We start from the raw sequence: 3,764 nt of genomic DNA on the forward strand, positions 1-3,764 counted from the left end.
CCGGGCTGCACCGTGAACGCGACGTAGTGCAGCTGTTTGGCCGCACCCCCGCTCTCCACCAGGCGCACCTGGTCCTGGCCGCGGCCGGGGCACCTGGCGACCAGGCTGCCCTGCGCGTCGGCCGTCTCCAGACCGAAGTCGCGAAGGAAGCTGTCGGCCACCCCGAGGTCGGGCACCCGCAGCGAGTAGTGATGCAGACCGGAGATCATGTCTTCCCCTTTCCCGCCAAACTGCATACAGTTTAGGCCGTGACGGTGGATGTGCAAGAGGCCGTGGCACAGGCCGCGCGAGTGCTCGCGAGATCGGGCCTGGTCACCGCTTTCGGGCACGTCTCCGCGCGTACCGCCGACGGTTTCGTCATCACTCCGGCCGCCGACCTCGCCCGGGCGGCACCGGATCGCCTGATCATCGTTGCCCGGGATGCGGCCGCGCTACCGAACGGCGCACCCGCCGAGGCGTGGGCGCACCTGGCCGTCTATCGCGAGCGCCCGGACGTGGCCGCCATCGCGCGGGCTCAGCCGCCCGCCGCATTCGCGGCCGCGGCGCCCGGAAAGACCCTGTTCCCGCTGTACGGGCAGGCGAGCTGGCTCGGCGCCTCGGTGCCGGTGCACGACGACGCCCGGCTGCTCCGCACGCTTGCCCTGGCCGAGCGGGCGGCGGGTGTCCTCACCGAGGGCGAGGCGCTGCTGCTGCGCGGCAACGGCGGCATCACCACCGGCGACTCCCCCGGCCTGGCGGTGGCCCGCATGTGGCTCCTCGAGCAGGCGTGCCGCGCGTGGATCGCATTGACCCCGGCCGAGCGGCGCGGCCTGTCTCCCGCGGAGATCGCGTCCTGGCGCGCGGTTTCGGCGGAGTTGCTGCCCCGGCTCTGGCGCCATCTAGCGGAGGTTGGTTGACATGGCGGACCTGGACGCGATCGCCGAAGATCTGCGACGCGCATACGACGGCACACCGATCGCGCCGATCTCCGGCGGGCTGTCCGTCGACGACGCGTACGAGATCCAGCAGATCCAGACCCGCCGCCGGGTGGCCGAGGGCGCCCGGATCGTCGGATGGAAGGTCGGGCTGACCTCGGCGCCGATGCAGCAGCAGCTGGGCATCGACCAGCCGGATTTCGGCGTGCTCTTCGACGACATGGCGTACCCGGCGGACGCACCCATCCCGGCGAGCCGCTTCCGGCAGCCGCGCGCCGAGCCGGAGGTCGCGCTCGTGCTGGACAAGCCGCTCGCCGGCCCGGGCCTGAGCGTGGCCGACGTGCTCGGCGCGGTCCGCCACGCCCTGCCGGCCATCGAGATCATCGACAGCCGCATCGCGGACTGGCGGATCGGCCTGATCGACACCATCGCGGACAACGCCTCCAGCGGCGCCTTCGTGCTGGGTGCGACCCCGTTGCCGCTGACCTTCGACGCGGCGCTGATCGGCTGTGTCTTCCGCAAAAACGGCCGGATCGTGCAGACCGGCGCGGGCGCGGCGGTGCTGGGCTCCCCGCTGCACGCCGCCACCTGGCTGGCGAACACGCTCACCGCGCGGGGTGCGACCCTCGCGGCCGGGCACGTCATCCTGACCGGCTCGGTGACCGCGGCGGTGCCGGTCTCCGCGGGCGACACGGTCAGCGCATCCTTCGACCGGCTGGGATCGGCCACGGCGGTGTTCGGATGACCCTCGATGCGGCGATCGTCGGCTCCGGCAACATCGGCACCGACCTGATGATGAAGCTGTTGCGCACCGACGGCGCGGTGGTGCCGCGCTGGATGGTCGGCGTGGACCCGCGGTCCGACGGTCTGGCCCGGGCCGCCCGGCTCGGCCTGTCGGTGAGCGCGGACGGGGTGGACTGGCTGCTCGCCCGGGATCCGTTGCCGGACATCGTCTTCGAGGCGACCAGCGCCGGCGCCCACCTGGCGAACGCGCCGCGGTACGCCGAAGCCGGCATCCGGGCGATCGACCTGACCCCGGCGGCGATCGGCCCGTACGTGTGCCCGCCGGTGAACCTCGACGCGGTCGGCGACGCGCCGAACGTCAACATGATCACCTGCGGCGGCCAGGCCACCACGCCGATCGTGGCGGCGGTGAGCCGGGTGGTCGACGTGGCCTACGCCGAGATCGTCGCCTCCATCGCGTCGCGAAGCGCCGGGCCGGGCACCCGGGCGAACATCGACGAGTTCACCGTCACCACGGCCCGGGCGCTGGAGGCGGTCGGCGGCGCCGCGAAGGGCAAGGCGATCATCCTGCTCAACCCGGTCGAGCCGCCGATGATCATGCGGAACACGGTGTTCTGCTCCCTGGCCGAAGAGGTCTTCGAATCGTCCTCGGCGCGGGACCGGATCGCCGGGAGCATCCACGAGATGGTCGCGACGGTGCAGCGATACGTCCCCGGATACGGGCTCAAGGCCGACCCGCAGTTCGACCCGCCCACCGGCCTGTGGCGCGGCATGGGCCGGGTGGCGACGCTGCTCGAGGTGCGCGGCAACGGCGACTACCTCCCGGAATACGCCGGGAACCTGGACATCATGACCGCGGCCGCCGTCGAGGTCGGCCGGCGACTGGCGGAGGTGCCGGCATGACCGAGGTCAGGCTCACCGACTCGACGCTGCGGGACGGGTCGCACGCGTTGCGGCACCAGTTCACCTCGCCCCAGGTGCGGGCGGTCGTGCACGCCCTGGACGCCGGCAACGTCGACGTCATCGAGGTCGCGCACGGCGACGGGCTGGGCGGGTCGAGCTTCAACTACGGCTTCTCGAAGGAGGACGAGTTCGACCTGATCGCGGCCGCGGTCGACGAGGCGGTCCGGGCCCGGATCGCGGTGCTGCTGCTGCCCGGCGTGGGCACCACCGAGCACCTGCGGCACGCGTACGACGTGGGCGCCTCGGTCGCCCGTATCGCCACCCACTGCACCGAGGCCGACGTGTCGGTGCAGCACTTCGCGGCGGCCCGCGAGCTCGGAATGGAGACGGTCGGCTTCCTGATGCTCAGCCACCGGGTCGGCCCCGCCGAGCTGGCCGCACAGGCCCGGATCATGGTCGACGCCGGCGCGCAGTGCGTCTACGTGGTCGACAGCGCGGGCGCGCTGGTGCTCTCGGACGCGCAGGAGCGGGTCCGCGCGCTGCTCGACGAGATCGGCCACCAGGCCGAGGTCGGCTTCCACGGCCACCAGAACCTCTCGCTCGGCGTGGCGAACAGCGTCCTGGCCGTGCAGGGCGGCGCGCGCCAGGTCGACGGGGCGTTGTGCGCGCTCGGCGCCGGGGCGGGCAACGCGCCGACCGAGGTGCTGGCCGCGACCTTCGAGCGGCTGGGCATCAAGACCGGGCTGGACGTCAACGGGGTGCTGGCCGCCGCGCAGGACGTGCTGCGGCCGATGATCCCGCGGATGCCGGTGATGGACCGGTCGGCGATCGTGCAGGGTTACGCCGGGGTCTACAGCAGCTTCCTGTTGCACGCCGAGCGGGCCGCCGAACGCTACGGCGTGCCCGCCCACGAGATCCTGCAGAAGGTCGGCGAGCACGGGTACGTGGGCGGTCAGGAGGACATGATCATCGACATCGCCCTGCAGCTCGCCGCGGCGAAGGCTTAACTCGGCTGTCGGCATCTTCTGACGCGTACTCCACTCGGTGTATATACGCGGTGTATACCCTCGGTGTAGGGTCTCTCGCATGAGCGTTCCCCTCACCCTGCTGGGCCTGCTCGACCGCGAGCCCAGCCACGGTTACGACCTCAAGCGCGCCTACGACACCTACTTCGGCCGCGGCAAACCGCTGCCCTTCGGCCAG

4 protein-coding genes and 2 pseudogenes are annotated in these 3,764 nt (G+C 72.2%); 5 read left to right on the top strand and 1 reads right to left on the bottom strand.

Annotated elements, in window-relative coordinates:
- A pseudogene (locus tag AB0M20_RS31640) lies at nucleotides 1–209 on the bottom strand (dioxygenase); the annotation flags it as partial.
- A gap of 39 nt (nucleotides 210–248) precedes the next feature.
- Between AB0M20_RS31640 and AB0M20_RS31645 the strand changes: the two are divergent.
- From AB0M20_RS31645 to AB0M20_RS31665, 5 genes and pseudogenes are all read left to right on the top strand, one after another.
- Nucleotides 249–896 carry a class II aldolase/adducin family protein gene (locus AB0M20_RS31645; protein WP_364303993.1) on the top strand — a complete coding sequence of 216 codons (648 nt, stop codon included), beginning with the start codon at nucleotides 249–251 and terminating at the stop codon, nucleotides 894–896.
- Nucleotide 897: 1 nt separating this feature from the next.
- Complete coding sequence (locus AB0M20_RS31650) at nucleotides 898–1,659, top strand: fumarylacetoacetate hydrolase family protein (protein WP_364303994.1); 762 nt, start codon at nucleotides 898–900, stop codon at nucleotides 1,657–1,659.
- Entirely contained in the window at nucleotides 1,656–2,561 is a 906-nt protein-coding gene (locus tag AB0M20_RS31655) for an acetaldehyde dehydrogenase (acetylating) (RefSeq protein WP_364303995.1), read from the top strand. Before AB0M20_RS31650 ends, AB0M20_RS31655 begins: the two co-directional genes overlap by 4 nt.
- Entirely contained in the window at nucleotides 2,558–3,568 is a 1,011-nt protein-coding gene (gene dmpG, locus AB0M20_RS31660; RefSeq protein ID WP_364303996.1) for a 4-hydroxy-2-oxovalerate aldolase, read from the top strand. Before AB0M20_RS31655 ends, dmpG begins: the two co-directional genes overlap by 4 nt.
- A 79-nt stretch (nucleotides 3,569–3,647) precedes the next feature.
- Nucleotides 3,648–3,764 (top strand): annotated as a pseudogene (locus tag AB0M20_RS31665) (PadR family transcriptional regulator); the annotation flags it as partial.

Origin of the sequence: Actinoplanes sp. NPDC051633, from assembly GCF_040681735.1 — a bacterium.
Taxonomy (GTDB): Bacteria; Actinomycetota; Actinomycetes; order Mycobacteriales; family Micromonosporaceae; genus Actinoplanes.